This window comes from Roseibium sp. M-1, from assembly GCF_054515675.1.
The window spans coordinates 1835475-1859116 of sequence record NZ_CM137257.1; the positions used below are offsets into that span (position 1 = coordinate 1835475).

A 23642-nucleotide genomic window follows, 5' to 3' on the forward strand; every position below is an offset into this window, starting at 1 on the left:
GCCTCACTCCGCCGGCACTGCTGAGGAGTGGCGCTTGCGTGCCGGCTTCGGAGCACCGACGCGCAGGCGCCGGTCGGCAATGGAGAACGCCGCCCCGATCGACATGATGACACAGCCGATCCAGATCAGCGTGATCATCGGCTTGTGATAGACGCGCACGTCGACCGCCCCGTCATCTCGGCCTTCGCCAAGCGACAGATAGAGCTGGGAAAATCCGCTGGTATGGATGGCGGCTTCGGTCGTCGGCATCTGCCGGGCGGTGTAAATCCGCTTGGTGGGTTCCAGTTCGGTCACCAGTGCACCGCCGCTGCGCACCGTGAAATGGCCGACATCCTCGGTGAAATTCGGTCCGCGACGCGGTGCAGCGCCGTCGAAGGTCACCTGGTAACCGGCCAGATCCACCGTATCACCCGGCTTCATGGTCATCACCCGCTCGTCCTGGAAGGCCGAGGCCGTGACGATGCCGAGCACCGTGACGCCGATGCCGAAATGAGCCAGGACCGTGCCCCACGCAGAGCCAGGAAGACCCGCGAGACGGGCGACGGCGCGCTTGGGCCCGACCTCGAAGAACTTCACCCGTGTCACGATCTCGGAAATCGAGCCGGCCATGACCCAGACGGCAAGGCCGACGCCGAGCGGTGCCAGGACCTTGTCCATGCCCCAGGCCCAGAAGGCGGCCAGTGTCATCAGGAGAGCCAGCCCGAAGGCGGCGTAGAGGCGCTGGCTGGCGGCCAGCAGGTCGCCCCGCTTCCAGGACAGCACGGGACCAAAGGGAATGGCGAGCAGCAAGGGCACCATCAGCGGGCCGAAGGTGAGATTGAAGAAGGGCGCCCCGACGGAGATCTTTTCACCGGTGACCGCGTCCAGAACGAGCGGATAGAGCGTGCCGACGAAGACAGCAGCGCAGGCAGCTGTCAGGAAAAGGTTGTTCAGCACCAACCCGCCTTCCCGGCTGATCGGTGCAAAAAGACCTCCCTGTTTCAGCATTGGTGCCCGCCAGGCATAAAGGGTCAGCGAGCCGCCGATGAAGAAACACAAGAGAACGAGGATGAAGACGCCGCGTGCCGGATCGGTGGCAAAGGCATGGACGGAGGTCAGTACGCCGGACCGCACCAGGAAGGTGCCGAGCAGCGACAGGGAGAAGGTGAAGATGGCGAGGAGAACCGTCCAGACTTTCAGCGCTTCCCGCTTTTCCATGACGATCGCGGAATGTAGCAACGCCGTGCCGGCGAGCCAGGGCATGAAGCTGGCGTTCTCCACCGGATCCCAGAACCACCAGCCGCCCCAGCCGAGCTCGTAATAGGCCCAGTAGGACCCCATGGCGATGCCGAGCGTGAGAAAGGCCCAGGCCAGCAGTGTCCACGGCCGGACCCAGCGGGCCCAGGCTGCATCCGTACGCCCGAGAATGAGCGCGGCGACGGCAAAGGAGAAGGTGATGGAGAAACCGACATAGCCGACATAGAGCAACGGCGGATGAATGGCGAGACCGATGTCCTGCAGGATCGGATTGAGGTCCGCGCCCTCAAGCGGCGGATTGCCGACCCGGGCAAAGGGATTGGAAGTGGCCAGCAGGAAAAGAACAAAGCCGGCCGTAACCCATGCCTGGACGGAAAGCGTGACCGCCTTCAGATCCTTCGGCAAATTGCCGCCGAAAAGACCGACCAGCGCGCCGAAAAACACCAGGATCAGCACCCAGAGCAGCATCGAGCCCTCGTGATTGCCCCAGACGCCCGTGATCTTGTAGATCAGCGGCTTGGCCGAGTGCGAGTTTTCGAGGACGTTCAACACCGAGAAATCGGAATTGAGATAGGCGCCGGTCAACACCGCGAAAGAGATCAGCACCAGCACGAACAGCATGACGGACACCGGCGCGGCGATTGCCATCAACCGGTCGTCGCGGGACAACGCGCCCCAGAGAGGCACCACGGACTGGACCAGCGTCAGCGCAAGGGCGAGCACCAGCGCGTAATGTCCGAATTCGACGACCATGTGCGTTCCTCTTCCTCAGACCGTTTATGGTCGTTTCTGACCATATTGGCCGTTGCTGGCCACTTCAGGCCTTGCGGCCGGTATCAGTTGGCGTTGCCTTCCTCGCCCTGCCAGTGGCCTTGCGCCTTCAGCGCGTCGGCCACTTCCTTGGGCATGTAGTTCTCGTCGTGCTTGGCCAGCACGCTGTCCGCGACAAAGACGCCATCGGCCCCCAGTACCCCTTCGGTCACCACGCCCTGCCCCTCGCGAAACAGGTCCGGCAGAATGCCCTTGTAGGTAACAGGTACCGAGTTGGCGGTGTCTGTCACGCTGAACGCCACCTCGGCGTTGTCGGAACGTACGACCGAGCCTTCCTCGACCAGTCCGCCGAGCCGGATCCGTTGACCGGGCGCAATCGTATTCTGCGTTATATCGCTCGGGCTCTGGAAGAAAACGATCTGGTCGTTCAAGGCGAAGAGGATCAGCCCCAACGCGACTGCCAGTACGGCTCCTGCCGATCCAATGAGTGTCAAACGTCTCTGCTTGCGTGTCATTTCCGTCCAATCCGAAAGTCAGCGGACCTGCTTGAATATCGATTGCAGGCCGGCATGCGTCTCAGTCAAGACCCTGATAGACCGAGCTTGCTGGCCGCGTCCTTGATCAGAGACAAGTCGTCGGGACTGTCGGCAAAGGCTGCTTCGGCCGCTGAAAGCGTCTTTTCGGCATCCAGCTTCTGTCCCAGCACCATATAGGCGCGGATCAGCCGGTTCCATTCCTGCGCGGAGCCCCCTTCCGAGGCGAGCCGCTCTGCAAGGCCCGTAACCATGGTCTGGATCATTGTCTGCCGGTCTTCAGAACTCATATCCTGGGCGGCGGCGACATCCTCGCTGGAGGGACCCGGCACCGGTGCAGGTGCATTTCCCTGAAGGGCTGCCAGCTGCTGTTGCGCGGCCCCGACCCAGGCTGCCGTCGGATCGGCGCCTTTCAGGAGTTCCTGCCAAGCCGCGATCGCGTCTGATTTTCGGCCTTCCTGGCCAAGCGCGATGGCGAGGAAAAACCGCGGTTTCACTGCGGCCGGCTCAAGCGTGACGGCCTGTTCGAAAGCCTGACGCGCATCTGCCGTTACAAGTCCCTGATTGGCGATGACCAGCGCCTCGCCCATATCGGTCAGCCAGTCCTGCCGGGCGCCAAGAATACGGATGGCATTGGCATAGGCCTTGGCCGAAGCCTCGGGCTGGCCGAGCGACAGGTAGACCGGTGCGATGACGGCCCAGCCTTCGCCATCCTGCGGATTGTCCGCCAGGTGACGCTCCACGCGCGCAACAAGGACGTCCACGGACTGTTGCTCGGCCGGCGCGCTGAGACGGGCCTGCAGGGGCTGGTCGGGATTTTCCGGCGATCCGAGCACCAGGTAATAGAGCGCGAAGGCGGCGACAGGCAGCACGAACAGCGCCAGGACCTGAACGATCTTCAGGCGCACGCCTTTCGGAGCCTCCGCAGCCTTTTCCGCGCCGCGGTCATGGGCCGCCAGAAGCCGCCGCGCCACTTCCGTGCGTGCAGCTTCGGCCGCATCCGCATCGATCAGACCACGCTCGAGTTCTTTGTCGATTGCAGTCAGCTGCTCACGATAAACCGCCTCGTCCGCCTTTTCGGTGGCCGTATCGGTGCCGTGTTTGCCGCGTGACAGAGGCACAAGCACCGTCAGGGCGGCTGCGCCCGTCAAAATGGCGATCAGAATCCAGAATATCATGGCGGCACTATAGAGCGCTCAATGCGGACAAATGCAAGGCGGCTTCGATGTGACCGGCGGTCGCGGCTGGAGGCTTGAGGCAGCTGACACATTTGCCGAACGCCGAAGCCAGGGCTCCGGACTTCGGCTTACCGCCTGCCGAGGGCGTTGGCGACGAGCTTGCGCTCCGGATTGGAGCCATTGCCGGGTTCGTCCTTGCCGGCTTTCGCATAGGCCGACTGACGGCTGCGTCGGAGCTGTGCCGCATAGTCCGTGCCGTAGTAGATTTCGGACAGCATGATCGCAACATCCGCGGCGGCGGCCTGCGCCTCCAGCTGCGCTCCCTTTGCCTTGCCGAGATCCGTGATGAGCGTGCGGGTCAGGATTTCAAGCGTCTGTTCGACCGCCTGGCGGGTGCGTTTGCCGATTTCGTTGACGGCGAAGGTCTCTGAAGCGTTGCGGGCCATGGTGACAACCCGGAGCGTTCTGACCGCGTCGTCAATGGCGGCCTGATCGATCAGCGGTTGGCCATTCTTGTCGATTTTTGGCACCTGCAGGGCGCGCCGGACACTGCCATGGGCACTGTTGAGCTCACGCGTTACCACGCTTGAGATGGTGCGCTTGGTTTCGGCCAGCTGCCTGTGCCACTTGCCGGTAACCGTCAGATCCATGTCGCGTTCAACACCGCGCACCAGATTGTGATACTCGGACAGGGCCTGAGAGAAGGCAACCGGATCCGGGTTATGGTTTCGGTGCTCCATCGCAAGGATCTGCAACCGCTCCGCTTCGCTCATGACGACGTCGACGAAGGGTGCGAACTGGGACTGTGCGATTGCTTTCGGATCGCCGTCGCCTGCAAGGCGGCCGGCGAAAGCGCACAAAGCCGAGGGCGCATCGGAGCGTTCAAGCAGTGCGGCAGCAATCACCGGCACGTGGTCGGGGAAACGCGCCGAGCATTTGTCGACAAGACGCAAGACGTCCGTGTCCTGTTTCAGCCGGTGCTCGTTGATGCGATCGGGTATGTTCTGAAGGAACGGCACAAGCCAGCGCTCGGCCGCGAAAATCTTCTGAATGTCCTTGAGTTCGGCAATGCCTCTGGCCCCGCCGAGTTCCACTGCCATGCGGCGGTGTTCCTTTTCGGAAACCTCGGCCCGGCGCAAGGTATCGCCGATCGCGTCCACTGCGCGCGAACGCAGCGCCTGAACGAGGGCATCCACCCGCTCGCCGCTCACCGTTGCGTTTCCGGCCTGCTCCAGCACGATCCGGACGTCGGCCGCCATCACGTCCCGGCCGAGCCATTTCCAGACCTGGTCCAGAATACCGCGGTAAATCCGGCCCTCCTGCCGGTTTGGCAGCGTCTCGTTGATGAGAAAATCATCCAGCGGGGTAAAGAACATGCGCTGGATCTGTCCGCGCCTTTGCGCACCACCCGGCATATCTGGCGTAACGGGCTGGGGTTTCCGGATCAGGGCAACTGCAGCGGCAAGGACAAGCTGGATATGCGGGTCGGCATCCTTCTGGACCTTCGCCCGTTCCAAATTGCGGACCAAAGCCTCAACCGCCTTCGGGCTCAGACTGCTCAGGTAGGTCTTGATTTTGGTTTCAAGCTGGTCCGGGTATGTCATTCACAGCGTCAACATCGTGATCCGATTCAACGCGATAGTAACGGCACAAGACTTAAGCAAGTGTTGAGAAAAAAAGCCGGAATCTTTTAGCTCCGGCAAAGACGTCTTTTAAAGGAAAAAGCCTTTGCGGACCAGCACGGCATCAGGAAGGTCAGCCGATGACCTGCCAGTCGCCCCGTTCGGTTTCGCAAGCTGTGCCCCTCGCCTGAAGGATCCGGCCCTGCAGAACCATCTCGTGGGTGAACTCGCGGCAACTGGTTTCGTTGACAACATAGACCGGCCCCGGCCGGACCTGGCCGCTGCGGCCAGTGCGTTCATTCTGCCAGGCCACCGAAACGCCGATACCGCGTGCCTTGAGCGCCCGCACCTGGGCATCTTCCGCGGCGCGCCGGTCGGACGGCTCCAGAGCATCACCGAACTCGTTGTTCACCAGGACGGAGATTGCAGTGTTCGCCTCGGTTCCCGCCACATTCGCGTTGGGGTCGCCAAAGAACGTTCCCCAACCACCAGCTTCCCTCGATCCGGACGACATCGAGCATCCGGCAAGTACGGAGGCCAGCACCGTGGTGAGGACAACGAAGGAGGCACCGCGCTGACGCATGCTTTAAAGCTCCTTGATCCGTGGCCGCCAATCGCCTCCGATTGATGGTCCCAGACAGATCGGTTCGAATGGCCTGAACATCCCGATTCGCTTGCGTTCTCCGCAGGATGCCCCAGTGGCGTGGATACCGGCGAGAACCGGCTGTGATTCACTGTTATTGTCAATTTGTGGCCGAACTTGGCCACAACCTGGACATTGTGCCCGTGATTTGCGTCACACTTTATCACAGTCCACTCAACTTCGATCTACCGATCGTTACGAAAACCCCCTGTTCCCTTTGTTATTCCTTGCGTAGCGCGGGAAGCGCGAGCCTTGCCTTCAGGCCTCCCAGGGCGGCGCGGTCCAGCTCGAAGGACCCGCCGTAAAGCGCTGCCAGATCGGCAACAATCGACAGTCCAAGCCCCGTGCCGGGTACGGTCTCGTCCAGGCGCTTGCCGCGTTTGACCGCCTCTGCGCGCTGTTCCGGCGTGAGGCCCGGCCCGTCGTCCTCGACCGTGATGACGAACATGTCCCGATTGGTTGCCGGATCGTCCAGCATTGCAACCTGGACCTGCACCTTTGACTTTGCCCATTTGCAGGCATTGTCGACGAGATTGCCGCTCATTTCCTCAAGATCCTGGCTTTCACCGCGGAACCGGAGGGAGCCGTCCTGACGGAAAGACAGCTCGACCCCCTTGTCCTGGTAGATCTTGCCCATTGCGCGGATCAGCCGGGCGAGCACCGGCTCCGTTTCGCAGGAAACACCGATTACCCGGCGCTGCGCCGCCATGCGCGCCCGCTCCAGGTGATGCTGGATCTGGGTCGACATGATAGCCGCCTGTTCCGACACCTTGTCCGCCAAGGGACCGCCCGAAGCGCGTGCCTCGTTGGAGATCACCGAAAGCGGCGTCTTCAGACCATGCGCGAGGTTGCCGACATGGGTGCGCGCCCGCTCGACAATTTCCTTGTTGGAGATGATGAGTGCATTCAGCTCGACCGCCAACGGTGCGATTTCCCGCGGCAGGGCCTCGTCGATCCGCTCCGCTTCGCCCTGGCGGACAGCCGACAGAGAAGCGCGCAGACGCGCAAGCGGGCGCAGGCCGATCCGCACCTGCAGGAAGATGGCCAGCGTCAGGCCGAGGCCGACGATGATCAGGGTCAGGGTGACCAGGCGGGCAAATTCGTAGATTTCCGCCCAGAAGCCCGCAGTCGCCGCCCCGACGGCGATGACGTAGTCCGTTCCCTCGATGGAGATCCGCTGCTGCAGCACACGGATTTCATCGCCCGTAGGCCCGACGATGAAACCGGCATTGGCGTCGTCCTTGCCAATTGGCGGCGTGTTCAAAGGATCACCGACGAGTGATTCCGACGCATAGAGGATCGACGGGTTGTCGGCACGGCGCACGGTCCAGTACCAGCCCGACAAAGGCAGCGAAAAGCGTGGATCGCCCCGGTAATTGGGTGCGGTGACGGTTGCCGCTGCACCAACGCCTGTTGAGGTGTCCAGCATACCGGCGATCAGCGCCTTGATATGGACCTCGAGCTGTGCGTCGAAGTCCCGTTCCCGGGCACTCTCATAGCGGCTGACAAGCACGATACCTGCAAGGGCGAGCGCGACCGTCGACCAGACCGCCGCAACGAGAATAAGCCTTGCAGCCAGCGAGCGCTGCTGTTGCTGCGCTGCTGCCGGGCGCTCCAGCCCGGCGTCCGCGTCACGCGTCACGCGCTTCACCCAGCCGGTAGCCTAGGCCGCGGATGGTCTCGATCATGTCGGCACCGATCTTCTTGCGCAGGCGGCCGACAAAGACTTCGACCGTGTTGGAATCGCGATCGAAATCCTGGTCGTAAAGGTGCTCGGTCAGTTCGGTACGGGAGATCACCTTGCCCTGATGGTGGAGAAGATAGGACAGGAGGCGGTATTCGTGCGAGGTCAGCTTGACGGCGCTACCGTCGACAGTCACCCGGCCGGAACGCAGGTCGAGGCGCACGGACCCGCAGGTCAGCTCGTTGGAAGCGTGTCCCGCGGCCCGGCGGACCAGGGCACGGACCCGCGCCAGCACCTCTTCCATGTGGAAAGGCTTGGCAACATAGTCGTCGGCGCCGGCATCGATACCCGCCACCTTGTCCGACCAGCGATCGCGCGCGGTCAGTATCAGCACCGGCATGGTACGCCCGTCCCGGCGCCAGTTTTCCAGTACGGAAAGTCCGTCCAGCGTCGGCAGGCCGAGGTCCAGCACCACTGCGTCATAGGGTTCGGTGTCGCCCAGGAAGTGACCGTCCTCGCCGTCGGTGGCACTGTCCACCACATATCCCGCCTCTTCCAGGGCGGTCACGAGCTGGCGGTTGAGGTCACTATCGTCTTCGACAACAAGGATGCGCATGAGATCTGACTTTTTTGAAATACTTGCAGGTTGAGGCGGCCCGGGAGCCGGGCCGCGGGAAACGCTTTAGCAGCTATCGGCTGGCATTGACTGTGACCGTGGTCACCTTGCCGTTTTTCAGCACCGACAGCACATAGACATAGCCCCCCCCCTGCTCGCACAGCTGCGCCTTGACGATCTCGCCACCGGCACTGCCGGCCACCGAACCGAGCGGCGCCGCCCTGCCGCTGGCAACAACCTGTTGCGCCTCTCCCTGGGAAAGGCAAGCGGCATGCGCCGGCAAGGTTGCGGCGAAGGTCAGGATCAAAAGGGCAAATATCTGTTTCACGTGTCCGATTCCGGTCTGCTCACGAGGTCATTGGCAAGGTGTAATCAATTTCACCTGAACGCAAGCTGAACCGGCCGTTTGGAATTCTTCAGACACGTGATCGTCCTGGTCAACCGACAGCGAACTCTTCGGATTGCAAATCGTCATACCGGCCCTTGAAATGCTCGAACACCTGCAGGGTTCGGCGGGCAATGCCCGTCCAGCCATAGACCCGGCGCGCAAAGCGGGCCCCTTCCACGGAGAGCGTGTCGCGCATCCAGGAATATTGCAGCGGCATGTTCAGCATGGCGGCGAATTCCTCCGGCCGCTTGGGGTCGGCGACCAGGGCATGACGGCCGAACTCGATCTGGTCGAAGAGGCCGCCGTGGATTGTCACCACCGTCGGAGTGCCACAGGCCATGGCTTCCACGGCCGTCATGCCGAAGGGCTCGTAGCGCGACGGCAAGGCGAAGATGCCGGGCGCCCGGTAGAAATCGGCGAGATCCTCGTCGGCAACATAGCCACGCCAGGAGATGTGGTCGGACACACCCAACCCTGCCGCGATTTCCTTCCACTGCGCCAGGAGCGCCCTGTCGCTCTCCGAATTGGCCCCTGCGGCCAGCACCAGCCGCGCCTCGGGCTGAAGCTTCAGAAGGTGCGGCAGAGCCTCGATCGCGAGATCGTAGCCTTTGTTTTCCGCGGCACGGCCGACGACATAAATATCCGTTTCCCGGAAATCGTGTTTCTGCCGGGCGGCGGCTACCTTGTTAGGTGTTGCCGGCATGAAACGACCCTCGTCGATCCCCGGCGGGATCATGGTGATGTGCTCGCGCGGGAGCTGGTATTGCTCGACGATCAGGTCCGTCTGCTGCTCGGTCGTGGCGATGACGTGATCGCAATTGCGGTAGAGGACAAATTCCCGCTGGATCCGCTCTTCGAAGCGGTAGCCGGACATTTCCTCTTCGTCCGCACCGACCATGTCGTGCTGCTTCCACCAGCCGAGCGAGTGCGGCGTGTGGATATGAGGGATCTGAAGTTCTTCGGCGATCTTCTGACCGGCGACACCTGCGTCCCAATAGTGGGAGTTGACGACGTCATAGCTGAGCTTGCGGTGGCGGATCATGGCGAGGGCATTGGTGACGAAATCGCCGTACCAGTCGTGCATGTCCTCCTTGCGGATAAATTCCTTGCCGCCAAAGGGCACGCGCACGACGCGCAGATTGTCGTTGATTATGTCTTCAGCGGGCTGGTCCTCGAACTGGCGCGTCATGACGTCGACCCTGTAGCCCAGCCGGGCAAAGCGCTTGGCCAGCTCCAAGACGAAGACCACCTGTCCGCCGGTATCCGGCTTGCCGAGTTCCGGCGATCCGGCGACATAGCCATGCAGCGAGATCATCAGGAGCGAGCCGATATTGTGTTTGTTCATGTTTCTTTTCCTTTGTGCGTCGGTCTCCATCTTCCCAGGTGATTGTCGGCTCAGTGTTTGCGGTCTGCCGTGTGTCCGGCAGTTTTCAAATCAGACGGCGGTATGCGGCAGCAGGCCCAGCACCGTCAGGCCTTCCAGAACACCGGCGGCATGATGCGCCGCCGCGTGGTAGGACTTTTCCTTCGGCATTGCCTCGACGAGTTCCCGTCTTGCATTGCCAACGGCAATCGCATGTCCGGCCGCTTCGAAGAAGGCCAGGTCGTTGCCGGAATCGCCCGCGGCGACGGTGCGTTCCAGCGGGATGCCGAGATGCTCCGCCAGATGGCGCATGGCTGCATCCTTTCCCGCTCCGGGTGCGAGGATGTCTAGATCACTCGCGCCGGAATAGATGTGGCGAAACGGAATATCAGCCCGCCGTAACGCGTCCAGTACCCTTTCTGCGTCGTGCCTCAACGGAACGGCGAAGCTCGCCTTGCCCCGTGTCTGGAACTGCTTCTCATGGGCAGTGTAACCGAGGTTTCCGACGATTTCGTGGACCTTCCCGCACGGCCAATCCAGGAACTGGCGCTGCCAGCTCTCCAGAAAATAACCGCCGAGGCGGATTTCGGTTCCCAGACCGGTGATGATCGCGTCCGGTTCGAAGTCCGGTGGAAAGTCGACTTGCAGCGTCCGGTCGACGCTGGCGGCCGGCCGGCTGGAGTTGAGCGCCAGCCGGATGCCATGCCCCTGGTCCTGCAACTGACGCCAGAGATGATCGAGGTCGGACCGGTTGCCGGTCAGGGTGTCGTCGATATCGCTGACGAGCAGCCACCTATCTCCGATGTCAGCTGTCGCGCTCACCGGATTTCCGTCTCGCCCTGCGGTGCCCGGTGGGTCGCCGTATAGACAGGCTCGGCCTTGTCCTCGGTCACTGGCCTGGTCAGGGTATCGATATGAAGGTCCTTGAGGCAGACCGCCGCGCTTTCGGTGTAAAAGCCGATGCCGCCGTCGGTAAAGCTGTCGTCCACGAGCGACAGCACCACGTAGCCGTCGATGGAGAACTCGATATACATGCCGTGTACAACGACCTCGATCTGCCAGGGACCGTGGTCGCTACCGCGGAAATGGGCTTCCTGCAGCGGGGCGTAGCGGAAAGCGTGCTCGAATTCCGGCGTTGGATTGGCCCCCCAGGCCCGGATCTGGGCAATGCCGTTGACGAGATCCAGCGACAGGTAATAGCCATCCCCCTCATCGTTCATGCGCAGCACCAGCCCGGTCTTGCCGAGCCCCTCCAGCATCAGTTGCGCCCTGAGCCTGAAATCTTCGTGCTGACCTGGCAGCAAAAAGGCTTCGTATCCGCTTTTGCAGGACAGATGCAGCCCGTCGGGCCGGTCGACTGCATTCGCATGTGGATTGCCGTAAAGAACCTTGCACTGATAGGAGGCGGTCACGACCTGCCTCTGGGTGACAAGATCGCCAAAGCCGGAGTTGGATTTCAGCTTCAGCCTGCCGGCCTTGTCCGTCACCATTTCCTTCGGGGGCGGCAGCAGCTTCTTGACGACCTCCCGGCCATAGACCGACTCGGTCTTGGAAAAGAAGTTGAACAGAAGCAGCCTGTCCCCCGCCTGGCAGATCCGGCCGGCATAGTTGCCGGTTGGCAGGATGACATTGTCGAAGAAGTTCTGATACGGCCCATCCAGAGTTTCCGCGTACCAGTAGTGGATCTTGATGTCCTCCCGGATGGAGCCGAGAAGATAGTAACGCCCGTCAAGCCGGAAGAGATTGGGCACCTCCACGTCATCGTAAAGGCCAGGCCGGTAGAGCGGTGCTTCGAAGACAAAATTATCGCGCGAAACCTCCCGCGCCAGCCCGACGCATCCACGCCGGATGACCGGACCTTCCTTGACACGGACTGAGCTCAGCAGCAGGCGTTCGCCGGTTTCGGGGTCGTGATAAAAGAACGGATCGCGGAAACTGACCCACTTCCGTCCTTCGTCAATAGAGCTTTCATAATGGGTCGGGGGCACTTCCAGCGGATAATCGCCATTGCCGCACCGCTCCCAGTGATAGAGATCCTTCGACCGCGCCAGGCCGACGCGTTGCACGCGGCCGTATTCGGAACGGGCGAGGCCTGTATAGAACATTCGCCATTCGCCGGGCCGGTCCGGATCGGGCGTCACATGCATGGTCCACAGCATGTCGTCGTCCCAGGCGCCGGGTTCACCGACAAACAGCGCATTTTTCACACGGCGCCAGGTCATGCCGTCCGGACTTACCGCGTGGGCAATGAAGTCGTGATTGGGCAGCACCAGATGGAACAGGTGATAGAGGCCGTCGTGGAAGACCACATCGACATCACCAATATCCGACCGCAGGAAGCCATGGGATGCATACATGCCCTAACCCTGCCCCAGATGTTTCAATGGGTTCAAGTGCCTGCGTCAAAAAAATTTGCAGTGCAACATACCTCTCGCCCCCTGTCCCCGCCTGTCACCGCGACCCGTAGGCAGGCACCGGCAACCGGAGAAAATGCGCCTGCGCATTCGCTTTGAGACGGCCAGAAAACCTTTTAAGATGCTGCATGCATCACCCGTGTTCCGCGCCCCTTCCTCGCCTCTGCCGCGCCCTGGCCGCGACGCGGGTGGCAACATGCCGGCTCCCGGGCGCGTTATTGCTTCTGGGCGGACTTGTGCTCCCCTCTTCGGCCCATGCCTGCTCCCTCTCGCTCGTTCTCGCCATGGATGGATCGGCCAGTGTCGATGCTCGCGAACACGCGCTGCAGCTGAATGGCCTTGCCGATGCCATCAGCGATCCGGAAACCGTTGCGGCGATCGAGGCGGTTGGCGGTATCTGGGTGACGAGCTTCGAATGGAGCGGCCGTCATCAGCAGCTGCTTCAACTTGGCTGGAGCTATCTTTATGACGGGCCCAGTGCAACAGCGGCCGCGGAAACGCTGCGCCGCGCGCCGCGCGGATTTACAGAGTTTCCGACCGCCCTCGGCTATGCGATGGCGTTTGCGGCCCAACAGATGGAACTGGCTCCCGAGAGCTGTTCGCGCCAGGTGATCGATGTCGCCGGAGACGGCATCAACAATGACGGATTCGGGCCGGAAACCGCCTACCGCGTCCATGATTTCAACGAAATCACTGTCAATGGCCTGGTCATATCCGGTCCAAGCGACATTCCGGAAAAATACTATCGCAGCCACGTTATCAGAGGTCCCGGTGCCTTTGTCGAAGTGGCGGCAAGCTATGACGACTATGCCGAAGCCATGAAGCGCAAACTGCTGCGCGAGATCTTCGGCAACGGCTACGCGGTTCTCAACTGACCATTCCTGGCCGAGTTCGTGGATAGACTGATTGACAGTGCCCTAGCGGCACTTTTCAACCCGGACCTGTTCCCACCTTGCAATTCAAGATTGCACCCCCAAATCAACCGCGAACCAACTTTCACCCAAGTCACCAAAGCCTTAAATCGCCAACCGATTTCCGCCACTGCGCCAGGAGTCCTTGTGAAGATCGGCCTCATATTGTCGTCAATTTCCGGCTACATGGCAGCCCTGGGCGTCATCGACAGGCCCCAGACACCGAAAAGACGGGACTACGTCATCGAGCATCTGCGCATTCCCGGCGGTGATGCCAGCGTTATCCTGGACGCGGAGCTGACATTGCCGAAAGGGTCGCGAAAGGTTCCGGCGATTGTGCTGATTTCGGGATCCGGACGGCAAAACAAGAACGAGGAACTGGCAGGGCACAAGCCCTTTCTGGTGCTTTCCGACTACCTGACACGCCGGGGCTACGGTGTTTTGAGGTTTGACGACCGGGGCCACGGCCAAAGCACGGGCGACTTTTCTACGGCCACCGCCAGAGATTTTGCCGCCGATGCCGCTGCTGCTCTCAGCTATCTGAAGTCGCATCCGCGTGTCAGCTCCGAGCGAACCGGTTACCTTGGACACTCTGAAGGCGGCTATATCGCACCTCTCGCTCAAACACGCGAACCAGCCGCTTTTCAGATCTACCTCGCAGGCCCCGCTCTGCCGCTGCTGCCTGATGTCATGACGACGCAAGTGGCCGATATTGCTCGAGCCGAGGGTGCGGATGCTGACGCAGTCCAGAACGAAATCAATCTGGTCAAAGACCTTACGGCAATCCTTCGGACGGCCACGTCCAGGAGCGAATTGCGGATCCCGCTCACACAGCTGTTCACCGGGGTTGGCGCCGACAAGTCAGCAATCAAGGCTAACCTGGCGATGTGGGCTACCCGTTGGGCGATGGATTACGCCAGTTACGACCCACGCCCCCCGTTGCAATCTCTGGATATTCCGGTTCTCGCCTTGTTCGGCGAAAAGGATCTGCAGGTTTCGGCCAGTCAGAACGCTCCGGTAATGAAAGAACTTCTGTCCCATCCGCAGTCCAGGACACTTGTTCTGCCGCAGCTCAATCATCTGTTTCAGCCGACTTGCACGGGTCGCGTCAGCGAGTATTTGCGCATCAAGACGACGATCGACCCGGCGGCGCTCGACGCAATCGGTGGCTGGTTGGATGAGGTGGCAAGTCCGGAGACAGATCCGGGCGCAAGTTCGCTATAGGGTTCGTGTCTGCCTGAAACAATTATGACAGACACGATCCCGTCCACCGGACAATATCAGCCGCCACGGCGCTGATAGCCCCCCTCCTCCATGGACCTGTAGAAATCCTTGAGCGTCTTGCCGGGTTCGGGCACGAACCTGTCCCCCTGCTCGCGGATTTCGCTGATCCTGTCGAGGCGGAACATGCGGAAATCCTGGCGCAGCTCGCACCAGGCGACAAGCGTCCAGACCTTGCCCCAGAACCAGAGGCCCAGCGGCCGGATCACGCGGCTGGTCGGCTCGCCCTTGCCGTCGCTATAGGCAATTGCAAGGCGTTTGCGCCCATCGGCTGCAGCCTCCAGAAAATCGATATGTGCCCGCACCTGCGGCGTCATTTCCGGCGCAAAGGCGTGGATCTCGACCTCGTTCTGCCGCACCCGCATTTTTTCGGGCATCACCGCGTCGATCTTGATCATCGCCTCTTCCGCCGCCCGCGCCATGGCTGCACCACCCCAGGCGCGGATGAGACGCGCACCGGCGAGAAGAGCAACGATTTCGTCCCGGGTGAACATGAGAGGTGGCAGCTCATAACCGTCGCGCATGATGTAGCCGACACCGGCCGCGCCCTCGATGGGAACGCCCGAAGCCTGCAGATCGGCCACGTCGCGATAGATGGTACGTTCGGAAACTTCCAGCCATTCGGACAACTGTCGTGCCCGGACGAGCCGGCCGCCGCGCAGATATTGCACGATCTGAAAAAGGCGGTCGGCACGTCTCATGAGAAAGGCTCCTTCCCGGTCGGCCAGTCTGTCGGCACCGTGCCGGGAAGATAACATTCCTTGCGTTCCCTTTCAGGCAGCAAACTTTCGCCCTGCTCCCGATCAGGAAGCGAACATGCCAATGGAGTTGCCGTCCGGATCAATGCCGTAGGCGAACCGGCCCGCCGGAATGGCGACAGGGTCCGACACGATTTCCCCGCCGGAAGCGGCAAAGCGCTCCATGGTTGCTTCCAGGTTGTCCGGGCAGGCCAGGTGGATTGTCGGCCCGGTTCCTTTCTGCGCAGGTTTGCCAGGGTAAAGGTGGCCGGCAACGCCGCCCTGTTCCTTTGTGGGGAAGATTGCAATGTGATTTGGTCCCATGTCGGTGACACGTCTAAGCTCCGTTTTGAAAACCTTGTTATAAAAGCTGATCGCCTTATCCAGGTCCGAGACGGGAATCTCCATCCAGACGTTGAAGTGATCGGGTGCAAAGGTCATGGAAAGTCTCCTGTAGCGCTGTGATGAGGATCACCTTATCAAACGGCTGCTGACAGCCTTCTGTCAGGAGGGACCGCCAAACCACATGACGCAAGGTCAAGTAATCGCCGGAAAAACGGGGAAATACTATTTTACGCCACGTCTCCGTCTGTCAGTTTGCCGGCGCACACCTGGCCGAGCTAGATTGGTCACAACGGGCGTCCGGTGAATTGCCCGGTCCCCGCATCACTTGGAGAGACGCATGAGCGGATCAACGGAGGTGATCTTCAAGGGCTGCCGCATTTTCTGCTTGTGCTGCGCCTTGCTGATTGCCGCCACCGGCAGTGCCCTGGCTCATTTTTCAGAAGACGCCCAGATCCGCACCATTCTGGTTGCGCAGGAAGACGGTGCTCTCATCGCCTATGTCCGCGTACCGGCACCGCTTGTCTTCTCCGATCTCATTCTGCGCTCTCAGGTTGACCAGGTGCCTCTGGTGTCGCCGTTTCTGCGTCTCGAACAAACTGCGACCGGCGAGCATTTCCGGATGGATGCGGCCGCGATCGCACAGGATCGTGCGGCTTTCGAAACCCGTCTGCGGGACGCATTGGTCTTCTCGCAGGCTGGCCTCGACCTGACGGCAACGCTCAGCACCTTCACAATTCATGAACGGGCACCGGACCAACGTTTCGACAGCGTCGAGGACGCGCTGGAAGCCCTTGCCGTGCCGGCAACCGAAACAGATCCGCTCTTCGGCCAGGCCGTTATCGATTACGCCGTTCGGCTGGAAAGCGACGACCCCTCCGGAGTTCTGAGCCTGCGCTCCGGCTATCCGCCGCTGCTGCCGGGCCCGGGTCTGACCATCGACAACCATCTGATCGACGCGCGTTGGTCTCCTCCCGTTGCCTCGACAGCGCCGGGGCAGCTTGAGGAACCGGCGGTCATGGACGGATCGAAACTCAGCACCTTCGTGCATTTCATGCACCAGGGTGTCCTTCATATCCTGGAAGGTCTCGACCATGTACTGCTCGTCGTCGCGCTGGCGCTCGGGGTCGGCGCCACGCGTAAACTGATCTATCTGGTGACCGCATTTACCCTTGGCCATTCGGTCACGCTGATCGCGACCTTCCTTGGCGCGACACCCTCCTGGCCCTGGTTCATCCCGGTGGTGGAAACAGTGATCGCTGCATCGGTTCTTTACGCCGCAATTGCAGCCCTTGTACGCAAGTCCGGGTCCGTCCTGGTTTTCACCGGGATCGGTCTGCTGCACGGGCTCGGTTTCTCCTTCGTGCTCGGCGACATTCTGGGCCGCAACGCACCGGATCTTGTTCCCGCGCTGCTGGCCTTCAACATCGGCATCGAACTCGGTCAACTCATCATACTGGCCGCTACGCTTTCCCTTGTGCTGATCTTGACCCGCCTCGCCCATCCGGCCCTAAGGCCGGTGCGAATCGGAGCCTTGACGGGCATCACGATCCTGTCAGCCTGGTGGGTGCTGGAACGTGTGCCCGGCGTCATTTCCTCAATCTGATCGCAATATCGGGACCCCGGTTCCCAGAAGAGGTTTCCGCAAAAACAGGCGAGGATGGTTGTAAAAATGCCGGGTTAAACCCCGTTAAGTGTACCAATTGACCTGTTCTTAATCTCAACCGGGCATCATCAAGGTCAATAACACTGGCAAACAGATGGCACGTCCCGGCAAAACGCCCACTTCCCGTCCAATATTAACTGGCACTCTTGCGGGCCTTGCGACGGTTGCCGTCATGCTGACGATAGCCTGGACCGGTGTTGCGCTTGACGGCCAGAAAGATCTGCACAAACAGACAGCCGGGCTCTTTCAGATCTGGCAGGATAATATCGAGCGCGGCAACAGACTGTATGGCGAGCTGGAAAAGATCCCTGACGCCGATTGCAGCGACGCGCATTTGAAAACCCTGAGCACGCTGGTTTTCAACGACAACCACATTACCAATATCTGGTTTTTCCCGGACGGCGGTACAAAAACTGCCTGCTCGGCCTCCTTTGGACGCTTCGATCCGGCCCATGATTTCGGCCCACCCGAAAAGGCGCAACTGTTCAAGGACGGTCGCGAGACCTGGTACCGGGTGCCGTTCAACCTGGCGGAAAATGTCGGCCGGGTTACAGTGATCAAAAAGGGCCGCTACGGAGTGTCCTTCTACCAGACCGGTAACCTTGCCTCTGCGGAGGAAGACCTCTTCTACGTTTCAAGCGCAAAGGAACCCTTCAAGGAGCTGTTCCACGCGACCGGCAATTCCGATCTTCTGGGCCTTTACAAGCGCAGTTTCGGTCCGGTCTTCGGCAATGTCTTTGCACAGGCCTGCGGCGCGGGCGAGACCAGGCTCTGTTATCTGACCATGATCCCTGCAACGCGCATCTTCCGGCAGAACATTATCCTGCTCGGCATCTTCACCCTGTTCAGCCTGGTGACCGGTGTGCTGGTGTTTCTGCGGGTCAACCGGATCATGCGCGAGCGCAACAGCCCCGAGGGTCGCGTGCGGCGGGCGATCCTGAACGGCGGCAAGGGGTTCGAGCCCTATTTCCAGCCGATCGTCACCCTTGCCACGATGAAATGTGAAGGCTGCGAAGTCCTTGCCCGGTTCGAGGATGCCCATGGCAAGCTCTTTCCCGACCAGTTCGTCAGCATCATCCAGGACCAGAACCTGACCTGGGAATTCACCGAAATCATCATCTCCAAGGCGCTGAAGGATCTGAGACCGCTTCTCGCCGGCCGGCCGGGCTTCAAGGTGTCCGTCAACTTCTTCCAGGCAGATCTGGAGGACGAGCAGCTGCAGTCGGTCATCCGTTCACCGGTCTTTGCAACGGCGACCAAGGCCGGCCTGTCCCTGTGCTGCGAGATCCTGGAAACCGGCATCCGCTCGGGCACGAGCATCGCCAAGGCCCTTGAATACCTGCGCGGCATCGGTTGTCAGATTGCCATCGACGATTTCGGCACGGGCTATTCGAACCTTGCCCAGGTCAAGGCCCTGAAGCCGGATCTCGTCAAGATCGACAAGATGTTCATCGATGACCTCGGCACCTCTACCGACAGTGCGCGTGGAGCCTTCGTCCAGGCAATTCTCGGCATTGCCTCAGCGCATGGCATGAAGGTCTGTGCCGAGGGCGTTGAAACGATGGAGCAGCTCGCCTCGCTCCGGAACCGCGACGTCGATTACGCGCAAGGGTATTTCTTCGCCAAGCCGATGCCGATCCGCGACTTTTCGCTCTATCTCCTTGAGCAGACGCTCAGATCCAACATGCCGGAAACAGGCCGGCTGGCTAGACTGACGCCTGCCGGCCTCTGAGAGCGCCGTGCCTTCCACCTGGCCATTGCCGGACGGTTGCCTTCCCTATCTTCAAAAAACTCCAGCGCAAACCGGTTGCGATTGATCTGTCTCAAGGCTCTTGAGACCGGTTGGCGGCACTTTGGGGGTCTCAAAAGGAGGCAAGAATGAGCCACGTGCCACACGAACTACACGAAGAATTTCCCGAAGCCGCCGAGGCGCTGCATGCGCTGAAGACCAATGATGCGCATTTTGCGCGCCTTGCGGACGAGTATCACACGATCAATCGCCAGGTGCACCGGATCGAAACCGACGTGGAGCCGGCCTCCGACGAAGTGCTGGAAAATTTCAAGAAACAGCGCCTTCACCTGAAGGACCAGATTGCCGCCCTCCTTGCGGCAGCCGCGAACGCCGAGTCCTGAGCCCCTCCTTTTCAGGCCCGGTGTTAGAGCCCGCGCCGTCCCCGTCCGACGGCGCGGGCCGCCAATTTCTTAAAGACTTTCCCGTCCAAGCCCTCACGGCAGATCGCGCCCAGGCCCCGTAGACTTGTTCCAGTCGGCGAATGAACGAACCAGCGTTTGAAAAAAAGGAGGCGCCGAAGCTCTAGCCGAGCCCGGCGCCAGTCTTGGGGGGAGGAACGACCCTCATCGTTCAATTACGATGTGGGGTGTCAGGGACCATCATACAAGCCAAGCCTGCGTGAGCCTTGCGTGAATACGCTGCCGGCTGGAGCTGCTTGCTTGACCTCACACCAGGGCTATTGTCTTCTGCTGTACGGTCAGATGAGGGAGACACCCATGTTATTTGCCCGCCTTTGCCTGATTGTTCCCTGCCTCGTGTCGACGGCCGCCTCTGCCGCGGACCATTGTGTGGATGTCCAGTCCAAGCAGGGTTGGCAGCAGCTGTCGCTGCCGCCGGGCCAGATCACGAATATCGGCTATTCCGGTGGCTGGAGCGTTATTGCCGGCATGTACAGGCCGGTTGGCCCGCGCGGATATTCGGGCCAGGAAGCGCAAAAACTCGGTCCGCTCTACGGCTACAAGTTCGACCAATCCTATGCGTTCGGCGAAATGCTGGTCCGCGACCAGGCCGGACGCATCGTTCCCTTTGCGGAATTCGCCGCCCTCGCCGTCAATGCCGGCGATCCGGCTGGCGTCTATGCGTTCCGCATCAACGACAAGGACGTGGCCCTTTGGGACAATGCGGGCGCGATCCGCGTCTGCGTCTCCATGCGGTGACATCGGGCGCGGCAGATCGTTGATTGCGCTTATATCGCCTGCTAGCGTCGCCCTTTACTGGCCTTTCACGCAATCAACGGACATCCTCCATGACAGACAGAACGGTTCTCATCACCGGAGCGGCCCGGGGTATAGGCCTGGCGACGGCAAAGCTCATGCTCGGGCAGGGCTGGCGGGTGGCCATGCTCGACCGCGACCGCGAGGAACTCACCAGGGCGTGCGAGGGCCTTGAGGGAGCCAGGCCGTTTTTCTGCGACGTCTCCATTGCCGAGGAAGTTGAGGCTACGCTTCCGGCCATCCTGAAGGAATTCGTCCGGCTGGATGCACTGGTGAACAATGCCGGCGTTGCCGAATTCGGGCCGATCGAAAAGACAGATTTCGCCATGTGGCGGCGGGTGATGGAAACCAATCTCGACGGCGTTTTCCTGATGTCCCAGGCAAGTGTACCGGCGTTGAAGGAGACCAGGGGCGCCATCGTCAACATTGCTTCGATCTCGGGCCTCCGAGCCTCGACGCTCCGTGTCGCCTATGGCACCTCCAAGGCGGCCGTGATCCAGCTGACCAAACAGCAGGCGGCGGAACTCGGCGAATACGGCATCCGCTCCAATTGCGTCTGCCCGGGCCCGGTGCGCACAAAGCTTGCCATGGCGGTCCACACACAGGACATCATCGACGCCTATCACGACGCCATTCCGCTCAACCGCTATGGCACGGAAAACGAAATCGCCGAGGTGATCGCATTCCTGTGCTCGGATCAGGCCAGCTACGTTACCGGCCAGGTGATTGCTTCGGACGGCGGCTTCGAGAGCACGGGCGTCGGCTTGCCGGCCTTGAGGAAGTAGTTCGCTCCACAACACCTCCCAACCTCATCCTAAGGAGCGAGCCTGCTCGCGTCTCAGGATGAGGCCGTATGTGTGGCGTCTCTTTTTGAGGGCTGCAAATATGGCCTCGTTCAAATAGTTACTTCCGGAACGCCCCTTCCGGGCGGTACTTGTCCATGACCGCATCCAGCTTGTCGTTGGTAATTGACGGATTGGCCTTTTGCAGGCAAGGCAGCAGAAGCGCCTTGTTGGCGCGCTGCTGGGCACCGGTCGGATATTTGCCGGGCTCCGGATTGACCGGATTGAAACACTCGACGAAAACCGCCTGACTAATTCCAAGATCGGAGGCAATCTTGTCCGTCGGACGATTCGGATCGTTGTCCGCAAGAGCCGGACTTGCGAAAAGCAAGGCAAGGGTGACGACAAGGGTTCGCATCTGAAAGACCTCCCGGTTCGGCCGTCGCCGAGGGACTTCAGTCGGCGGCGTCATGGTCTGATTGAAAGACTAGGCTTATTGGCCGGTCTGGATGTGACAATCGTCACACTTGTTCCGAATAAGCCTTATCTGCCAATAGATGAATTCACTACCGATCGGTCATAAAATGCGCCGCGACCTGCCGCCGATGAGGCCGGGTACGGTGCTCGAAGAGATAGATCCCCTGCCAGGTGCCAAGCACCATCCGCCCGCCAGAGACAGGGATCGACAGGGAGACAGGCAGGACCGAAGCCTTAATATGGGCAGGCATGTCGTCCGGGCCTTCCAGCGTGTGGACGAGATAACTCATAGCCGGATGATCGGCGGGAGGAACGAGGCGCTCGAAAAACGCCTGCAGATCGCGCTGAACGTCCGGGTCGGCGTTTTCCTGGACGAGAAGCGAGCAGGATGTGTGACGGACAAAAAGCGTCAGCAGGCCATCGCCGGCCCCCTCCTCTGTCAGCCAATGTGCGGCGCTTCCGGTGAATTCGTAAAGTCCCTGGCCTCGGGTCTGAAGTTCCAGGAGTGTCTGCATGGCAAGGTCGCTCCGGCTGCGAAAGGCTTGGCCGATGGCATAGGTCATCCGGACTGCGGTTGCAATTGCATCCCGGGGTCGCCATCTGAGGGAAGCCCGCCGCCCTCTTTTTCAGATCCCTCCGAGCCCCCATGACTGTTCCCCGGAAAAAGATCCTGATCGCCTCCCTCGGCACGCGCGGCGACGTGCAGCCCTATGTGGCTCTCGCAAGCGAGCTGGCTTCGCTGGGGGCAGAAGTGGTTGTCACTACAGGCGAAGGCTTCGACGACCTGATTGCCGATGCCGGTGCGAGACCCCGCTCCGTCCCGATCGATTTCCGCACATTGCTGCAACAGGAAGACATTCAGGCGGCGCTCTTCACCTTCAGGGGCAAGATCGCCGCCGCCCGCAAGAACCTCGACCTGCAGAAAAAAGTGGCCCTGCAGCTTTGGCACACCGGGCTGGAAGAGCGGCCGGACCTGATCCTGTTCAACCTGAAGGCAACGGTGGTAACCCTTGCCGCCCGGCGCCTCGACGTACCGGCATTGCCGACAGCTCTGCAGCCGGTAACGGCATCTACAGGCGATTTTCCTTTACCTCTCTTTGGCCTGCCGGATCTCGGCCGAACGCTCAACCGGGTAAGCTTTGCCGCCGGAAGGGCCCTGATGAATGCGGGCGTCGGCTCTCTTCACAAGGCTGTCAGGCAGGAAGCCGTTGCCGAAAACTCCGTTCGCGGCAGCCTGATCGACGGCCATATGCCGGATGGGTCCACTCCCTTGAGCCTGCAAGCCTTTTCACGCGCCCTGGTGCCGACACCCGCCGACTGGCCGGAAGAGACCTGGGCCTGCGGTTACTGGCTGACCGAGCCGGACCAGGATTACCGGCCACCGGACGAACTTGCAGGCTTCCTGGAAAATGGTCCCGCCCCGATCTATCTCGGCTTCGGCTCCATGCCGAGCCGGAACCCGCTGAGGCTGACGCAGACTGTCATTGAAGCCCTGCGGGAAACCGGCCAACGCGCAATCCTCGCCACGGGCTGGGGCGGGCTTGGCCAGAGAGATCTACCCGAGGAACTTGCCGGCCGTATCCACCTTCTGGACAAGGCGCCGCACAGCTGGCTCTTTCCAAGATGCGCCGCCATCGTCCATCACGGCGGCGCCGGCACAACTCATGAAGCGCTTCGCTGGGGCAAACCCTCCCTTGTCTGCCCCGTTTTTGGCGACCAGCCCTTCTGGGGTGCACGGGTACACCGGATCGGCGCAGGCCCGGCTCCGATCAAGCAGGGGTCCCTCACACCGAAGAAACTCGCCAGGGCGCTGAAGTGCCTCGAAGACCCGGTTTACCGGGTCGGCGCGAAACGGGCAGCGGACATCATCGCCGGCGAGCCGGGTGCCAGAGGCACCGCTGAACGCCTGATCCGCCTTCTGGATAGCTGAGCCTCGCTGAACGCCTGTCGCGGAAGACCGGCTGTTGACCCTTTCCTTTTTGGCGTCGGCCT

General features: G+C 61.1%; 23 protein-coding genes. 8 read left to right on the plus strand and 15 right to left on the minus strand.

Annotated elements, in window-relative coordinates; translation table 11 throughout:
• Window positions 1-3: 3 nt before the first annotated feature.
• The 11 genes from ACX3M4_RS08350 to ACX3M4_RS08400 form a co-directional block, all read right to left on the minus strand.
• Entirely contained in the window at window positions 4-1989 is a 1986-nt protein-coding gene (locus ACX3M4_RS08350; RefSeq protein WP_459358124.1) for a heme lyase CcmF/NrfE family subunit, read from the minus strand.
• A gap of 83 nt (window positions 1990-2072) precedes the next feature.
• Window positions 2073-2522 (minus strand): cytochrome c maturation protein CcmE, encoded by a 450-nt coding sequence (ccmE, locus tag ACX3M4_RS08355; RefSeq protein ID WP_459358125.1) that lies wholly within the window; start codon window positions 2520-2522, stop codon window positions 2073-2075.
• A 65-nt stretch (window positions 2523-2587) separates the two neighbouring features.
• Window positions 2588-3718: a c-type cytochrome biogenesis protein CcmI gene (gene ccmI / locus ACX3M4_RS08360; RefSeq protein ID WP_459358126.1), complete on the minus strand. Its 1131-nt coding sequence runs from the start codon at window positions 3716-3718 to the stop codon at window positions 2588-2590.
• 128 nt (window positions 3719-3846) lie between these two features.
• Window positions 3847-5322, minus strand: a complete 1476-nt coding sequence (locus ACX3M4_RS08365; protein ID WP_459358127.1) for a hypothetical protein — start codon at window positions 5320-5322, stop codon at window positions 3847-3849.
• A gap of 151 nt (window positions 5323-5473) precedes the next feature.
• Window positions 5474-5923, minus strand: a complete 450-nt coding sequence (locus tag ACX3M4_RS08370; RefSeq protein WP_459358128.1) for an RT0821/Lpp0805 family surface protein — start codon at window positions 5921-5923, stop codon at window positions 5474-5476.
• Window positions 5924-6203: 280 nt separating this feature from the next.
• The gene (locus ACX3M4_RS08375) at window positions 6204-7625 is read right to left on the minus strand and encodes an ATP-binding protein (RefSeq protein WP_459358129.1); all 1422 of its coding nucleotides are present in this window, start codon (window positions 7623-7625) and stop codon (window positions 6204-6206) included.
• On the minus strand, window positions 7615-8283 hold the full coding sequence (locus ACX3M4_RS08380) for a response regulator (protein WP_459358130.1): 669 nt from the start codon (window positions 8281-8283) through the stop codon (window positions 7615-7617). The genes ACX3M4_RS08375 and ACX3M4_RS08380 overlap by 11 nt, the downstream gene beginning before the upstream one ends.
• A 73-nt stretch (window positions 8284-8356) precedes the next feature.
• Window positions 8357-8611, minus strand: a complete 255-nt coding sequence (locus ACX3M4_RS08385; RefSeq protein ID WP_459358131.1) for a PepSY domain-containing protein — start codon at window positions 8609-8611, stop codon at window positions 8357-8359.
• A 109-nt stretch (window positions 8612-8720) separates the two neighbouring features.
• Window positions 8721-10016, minus strand: a complete 1296-nt coding sequence (locus ACX3M4_RS08390) for a glycosyltransferase (protein ID WP_459358132.1) — start codon at window positions 10014-10016, stop codon at window positions 8721-8723.
• Between the two features lie 90 nt (window positions 10017-10106).
• A complete protein-coding gene (locus ACX3M4_RS08395) occupies window positions 10107-10856 on the minus strand; it encodes an HAD-IIB family hydrolase (RefSeq protein WP_459358133.1) in 750 nt (249 codons plus the stop codon).
• Window positions 10853-12391, minus strand: coding sequence for a glycosyl hydrolase (locus tag ACX3M4_RS08400; protein WP_459358134.1), 1539 nt, complete (start codon window positions 12389-12391; stop codon window positions 10853-10855). Before ACX3M4_RS08400 ends, ACX3M4_RS08395 begins: the two co-directional genes overlap by 4 nt.
• Before the next feature lie 293 nt (window positions 12392-12684).
• Here ACX3M4_RS08400 and ACX3M4_RS08405 point away from each other — a divergent pair, with 293 nt between their 5' ends.
• Entirely contained in the window at window positions 12685-13323 is a 639-nt protein-coding gene (locus tag ACX3M4_RS08405) for a DUF1194 domain-containing protein (protein WP_459358135.1), read from the plus strand.
• A gap of 183 nt (window positions 13324-13506) precedes the next feature.
• On the plus strand, window positions 13507-14583 hold the full coding sequence (locus tag ACX3M4_RS08410) for an alpha/beta hydrolase family protein (protein ID WP_459358136.1): 1077 nt from the start codon (window positions 13507-13509) through the stop codon (window positions 14581-14583).
• Window positions 14584-14639: 56 nt separating this feature from the next.
• Here the strand turns inward: ACX3M4_RS08410 and ACX3M4_RS08415 are convergent, their stop codons facing one another.
• Both ACX3M4_RS08415 and ACX3M4_RS08420 read right to left on the minus strand, forming a co-directional pair.
• Window positions 14640-15341, minus strand: a complete 702-nt coding sequence (locus ACX3M4_RS08415) for a helix-turn-helix transcriptional regulator (protein WP_459358137.1) — start codon at window positions 15339-15341, stop codon at window positions 14640-14642.
• 102 nt (window positions 15342-15443) lie between these two features.
• Complete coding sequence (locus tag ACX3M4_RS08420) at window positions 15444-15818, minus strand: VOC family protein (RefSeq protein WP_459358138.1); 375 nt, start codon at window positions 15816-15818, stop codon at window positions 15444-15446.
• 241 nt (window positions 15819-16059) lie between these two features.
• Between ACX3M4_RS08420 and ACX3M4_RS08425 the strand changes: the two genes are divergently transcribed.
• The 5 genes from ACX3M4_RS08425 to ACX3M4_RS08445 all read left to right on the plus strand — a co-directional run bounded on the left by ACX3M4_RS08425 (window position 16060) and on the right by ACX3M4_RS08445 (window position 21176).
• Entirely contained in the window at window positions 16060-17325 is a 1266-nt protein-coding gene (locus ACX3M4_RS08425; protein ID WP_459358139.1) for a HupE/UreJ family protein, read from the plus strand.
• A gap of 232 nt (window positions 17326-17557) precedes the next feature.
• Window positions 17558-19117 carry an EAL domain-containing protein gene (locus tag ACX3M4_RS08430; protein WP_459358140.1) on the plus strand — a complete coding sequence of 520 codons (1560 nt, stop codon included), beginning with the start codon at window positions 17558-17560 and terminating at the stop codon, window positions 19115-19117.
• A 146-nt stretch (window positions 19118-19263) separates the two neighbouring features.
• The gene (locus ACX3M4_RS08435; RefSeq protein ID WP_459358141.1) at window positions 19264-19518 is read left to right on the plus strand and encodes a YdcH family protein; all 255 of its coding nucleotides are present in this window, start codon (window positions 19264-19266) and stop codon (window positions 19516-19518) included.
• A 375-nt stretch (window positions 19519-19893) separates the two neighbouring features.
• Window positions 19894-20334 carry a hypothetical protein gene (locus ACX3M4_RS08440; protein ID WP_459358142.1) on the plus strand — a complete coding sequence of 147 codons (441 nt, stop codon included), beginning with the start codon at window positions 19894-19896 and terminating at the stop codon, window positions 20332-20334.
• 89 nt (window positions 20335-20423) lie between these two features.
• Window positions 20424-21176, plus strand: a complete 753-nt coding sequence (locus tag ACX3M4_RS08445) for an SDR family NAD(P)-dependent oxidoreductase (RefSeq protein ID WP_459358143.1) — start codon at window positions 20424-20426, stop codon at window positions 21174-21176.
• A gap of 118 nt (window positions 21177-21294) precedes the next feature.
• Here ACX3M4_RS08445 and ACX3M4_RS08450 read toward each other — a convergent pair whose 3' ends face one another.
• Both ACX3M4_RS08450 and ACX3M4_RS08455 read right to left on the minus strand, forming a co-directional pair.
• Window positions 21295-21591, minus strand: a complete 297-nt coding sequence (locus ACX3M4_RS08450) for a hypothetical protein (protein WP_459358144.1) — start codon at window positions 21589-21591, stop codon at window positions 21295-21297.
• Window positions 21592-21739: 148 nt separating this feature from the next.
• Window positions 21740-22165 (minus strand): secondary thiamine-phosphate synthase enzyme YjbQ, encoded by a 426-nt coding sequence (locus tag ACX3M4_RS08455; protein ID WP_459359392.1) that lies wholly within the window; start codon window positions 22163-22165, stop codon window positions 21740-21742.
• A 131-nt stretch (window positions 22166-22296) separates the two neighbouring features.
• On the opposite strand from ACX3M4_RS08455, the gene ACX3M4_RS08460 reads away from it, so the two are divergent.
• Window positions 22297-23580, plus strand: a complete 1284-nt coding sequence (locus tag ACX3M4_RS08460; RefSeq protein ID WP_459358145.1) for a glycosyltransferase — start codon at window positions 22297-22299, stop codon at window positions 23578-23580.
• The last annotated feature ends 62 nt before the right edge of the window (window positions 23581-23642 follow it).